This is a genomic window from Acetatifactor sp. (assembly GCF_982438285.1).
This window is the reverse complement of the sequence record NZ_CEWDFQ010000296.1, coordinates 1-3906: the sequence shown is the minus strand read 5'-3', so window position 1 is coordinate 3906 and position 3906 is coordinate 1. Positions and strand designations below refer to the sequence as shown.

3 protein-coding genes are annotated in these 3906 nt (G+C 51.4%); all 3 read right to left on the bottom strand.

Annotated elements, in window-relative coordinates:
- On the bottom strand, positions 1–421 hold a 421-nt coding region (locus tag AC1WIP_RS12705; protein ID WP_481142175.1), incomplete at its 3' end, for a glycoside hydrolase N-terminal domain-containing protein.
- A 1-nt stretch (position 422) separates the two neighbouring features.
- Complete coding sequence (locus tag AC1WIP_RS12700) at positions 423–1916, bottom strand: 4Fe-4S dicluster domain-containing protein (RefSeq protein WP_481142176.1); 1494 nt, start codon at positions 1914–1916, stop codon at positions 423–425.
- Between the two features lie 108 nt (positions 1917–2024).
- A partial coding sequence (gene feoB, locus AC1WIP_RS12695; RefSeq protein ID WP_481142174.1) for a ferrous iron transport protein B occupies positions 2025–3906 on the bottom strand: 1882 nt, incomplete at its 5' end.

Below are 3906 nucleotides of genomic sequence, written 5' to 3'. Positions count from 1 at the left end.
AGATAATATCCTTGCCGGAAAATTTCCAAGTCACCTGGTGCACCGCAGTTTCAAGATCAAGGCACCTTTCATAATCCTCCCAATCACAGGAGTCATTGAGCATATCAATATACAAATCTCCCAGGGTCTGATAACATCTCTCACTCTGGGGAACCCCGCTGAAGGCGTATTTTAAAAGCCGTTCTGCCTCCGGTATCCTGCCCTCAAAAATCAGCTCCCGCACCTTTTCCAGATTTTTTCTGGCATCCGGATTTATTCTGGAGAGCCTGCCGCCGCTCCATACAGTATCCTCATTGAGCTGATAATGCTCCTCGCACGGATTTCCAAAAATCATAGCCCCCAGCTTTCCACAGCCTATGGGCAAAGCCCGCTCCCAATCCTTGAAAGCAGGCTCCTTAAATATCAATTTTGAAGCTTCCATTTTAATCTTCAGTCTCCTTTGGCACCTTTTCCCGGGCCTCAGCCTTAAACTGGGCAAGGGCCTTGGCCGCCTGGGAAATAGAAATATTGGTACCTGCTCCTGCGACACAGCCGCCAGGGCAGGCCATTCCCTCAATCAGGCAGCCGTTCATCCTGCCGGCCTTTGCCAAAAGCAGTATCTTTTTGCATTCCGCAAGACTTTCCGCATGGGCGATATGCACATCTGTACCGGGATAGTAGGCCTTGATGCAGTCCTCAATGGCACTAGCCACACCCCCGGCCACACCATAGCCTCTTCCCGCTGCGGTGGCGTCCTGCATTTCATCCATGGCCTTGATCTCCTCTAACAGGATGCCCCGGGCCTCAAACATGCCCGTCAGCTCCTCAAAAGTAATTACAAAATCCACATCTGAGCGCACGGTCCTGCGGCTGGCTTCCAGCTTTTTCGACGCACAGGGGCCAATAAAGACCACCAAAGCCTCCGGATACTCCTGCTTGATCACCCGGGCGGTAGCCACCATGGGCGTCAGCTCATTACTGATTTTATCAATGGTTTCAGGAAACAGATTTTTTGCCATGACGGCCCAGGAGGGACAGCAGGAGGTCAGGGCAAATGCCTGCCTGCCGCTTGCCACTTCCTTTACATAATGCTCCGCCTCCGCCATGCACCCCATATCCGCTCCAATGGCAGTCTCATAGACGTCTGCAAATCCAAGCTCCTTCAACGCAGTTTTAAACATCTGCGGCGTTACCTTAGGACCAAATTGTCCCACGAAGGAGGGTGCCACCTGAGCAATCACCTTTCTGCCCGACTGCATGGCACGTATCAGCTGAAATATCTGGGATTTGTCTGCGATAGCTCCAAATGGACAGCTGACCATGCACTGTCCGCAGGACACGCACATATTGTTGTCGATTACCGCCCGGCCCACCTTGTCTGATTTGATGGCGCCAATGCCGCAGGCCGCCTTACAGGGTCTTTCCTTGTGGCAGATGGCATCATATGGGCAGACGTCCCGGCATTTGCCGCATTTGATACATTTCTCCTGATCGATCACAGACTTGCCCTTCACCATGGTAATAGCCTTTCTCGGGCAGACAGCCTGACAGGGGTGGGCCACACAGCCCATGCAGGAGTCCGTTATCTCGTAGCGGTTTTCAGGGCAGGCATTGCAGGCGGAAGGTATCACCTGCATCAGAGGCGGCTCGTAATATTTTTCGTCGATATTGCTCTCCTCAAGCCCCTCTGTCAGATGTCCCGGGCGGTCTCTGTTCTCCGGCCGCAGGCTCATGCCCATGGCGAGCCGGATACGCTCCCTGATCACCGCCCTGTCCCGGTATACATTTTCCCAGAAAACAGACTCCTCATAATCCACAATCTTATAGGGCAGCGCCTCCATATCATCCTTCAGATTTTGGGAATGATATGCCAGATTGGCCACCTCCTTAAAAACCCGTCTTCTGGTCTGTCTGACCGGCGTATCAATGCCTCGCATGCTGCTCATCTGAATCCCTCACTTTGGTCTGGTTTGATATTTTTTTAACATATATGCAATTTCTTTATATCATACTTATCAGGTAAAATCAAGTGAAGTTTGGATGTTTTACGATACAAACAGGCTTCCAACCTGAAACACAAGGGTTGCCGCAGCCCATGCCAGGATCAGCTGGAACACTATCATTTTCAGAGTAAATTTCCAAGAGCCGCTCTCCTTTTTGATGGTGGCAACCGTGGCCACGCAGGGAACATACAGCAGGCAAAACAGCATCAGACAATACGCGTTTAAAGGCCCGAAGGAAGGATCCACCCTATGAATATTTTCCACAATGGCCGCCATTCCTTCCGCTGAATTTGCATTTGCCACACCGAACAAAACCGCAAAGCTGGACACCACAACCTCCTTTGCGGAAATTCCCGACAAAAGGGCTACGCCGATCTGCCACATCCCAAGTCCTGCGGGCCGAAGCACCGGCACAAGGAAACGGCCGATAGCAGCCCCAAAGCTGTCCGCCGGATTTTCCACCATCCCTGCCATTCCAAAGTTCAGCACAAACCATATGACAATGGACGCGATAAAAATGGTGGTTCCTGCCTTGGAAAGATAGTCCTTGAGCTTGTTCCATACATAAATTCGTATGGTTCTTGGGTTTGGCCGCTTATACTCCGGCAGCTCTATCAAAAGGGAATCATTTGTCTTTCCCTTCTCCAGACCATTGATTGCAAGGGCAGCCAAAATAGCTGTAACCATGCCCACTACATACAACGAAAAGGCCGCTATGGCAGCACAGTCAGGAAAAAACATCTCTGAAAACAGCACATAGATCGGAAGCCTTGCCGAACAGGACATAAAGGGCGTCACCATAATGGTCTTTCTCCGGTCCCTCTCCGTTTCCAGGGCACGGGTTGCCATAACGGCGGGCACCGTACAGCCAAAGCCCAGTATCATGGGAAGAAAGGCCTTTCCCGACAGCCCCACCTTCCCCATCACCGAGTCCATAACATAAGCCACTCTTGACATATAGCCGCTGTCTTCCAAAACGGCAAGGGCCAAAAATAAGATAAATATATTGGGGATGAAGGTGAGAATCCCACCCACTCCTGCAATAATGCCGTCCACAATCAAGGACTGCAGCCAAGACGACACGCGCAGTCCCTCCAAAAGCCTCGAGACCTCCCCGGACACCAGGGCCAGCCCTTCCTCAAAAACGCCCTTCAGGGCGTCCCCCACTGTGAAGGTGAGGAAGAACACCAGGCACATGATCAGTAAAAACATGGGAATTCCCCACACAGGATGGGTCAAAATTCTGTCTATCCTGTCCGTGGAGGCCGCTTTCTGGCTCTTGTACAGCAGGGTTTCTTTTACTATTTTCTCAATGTAGGCATACTTGCACTGGATGATTTCCTTCTCATAACTTCTGTCAGCCACGTTCGTAATCTGTATGGGGTGCTCCGTGCGCACCTCCTCATCATCCTCCAAAAGCTTTATGGCATGCCAGCGCAGGGAGGCATGGTTCGGATAGCGGGCCTGCAGCATCACCTCCAGCTTGGCAATCCTTTCCTCTATAGGCTTAGGATAGTCCAGAATGTACTCCTCCATTCCCTCCTCATAATGATGGATCACCGCATGCAGCAATACATCCAGTCCCATCCTTTTGGCCGCAGACACAGGAATCACCGGAATATGTCCCAGCATTTCCGGAAGCCTGTGCAGATCGATTTCCATGCCCCGCTCTTTCACGATATCCATCATGTTGAGAGCCAGCACCACCGGCTTTCCAAGCTCCAAAAGCTGTAAGGTAAGGTAAAGATTACGCTCCAGAGAGGAAGCGTCCACAATGTTGATAATCACATCTATGTCGTCATCCATCACACATTTTCTGGTCACCTTCTCCTCTATGGTGTAGCAGGTCAAAGAATAGATGCCCGGTGTGTCCGTAAGGGTGATTCGGGTATCCTCGTAGAAGGCCTCTCCCTCCACCTTCTCC

Coding starts and splice junctions, on each gene's coding strand:
- AC1WIP_RS12700 (WP_481142176.1), bottom strand. CDS start 1,916: ATGCGAGGCATTGATACGCCGGTCAGACAGACCAGAAGACGGGTTTTT.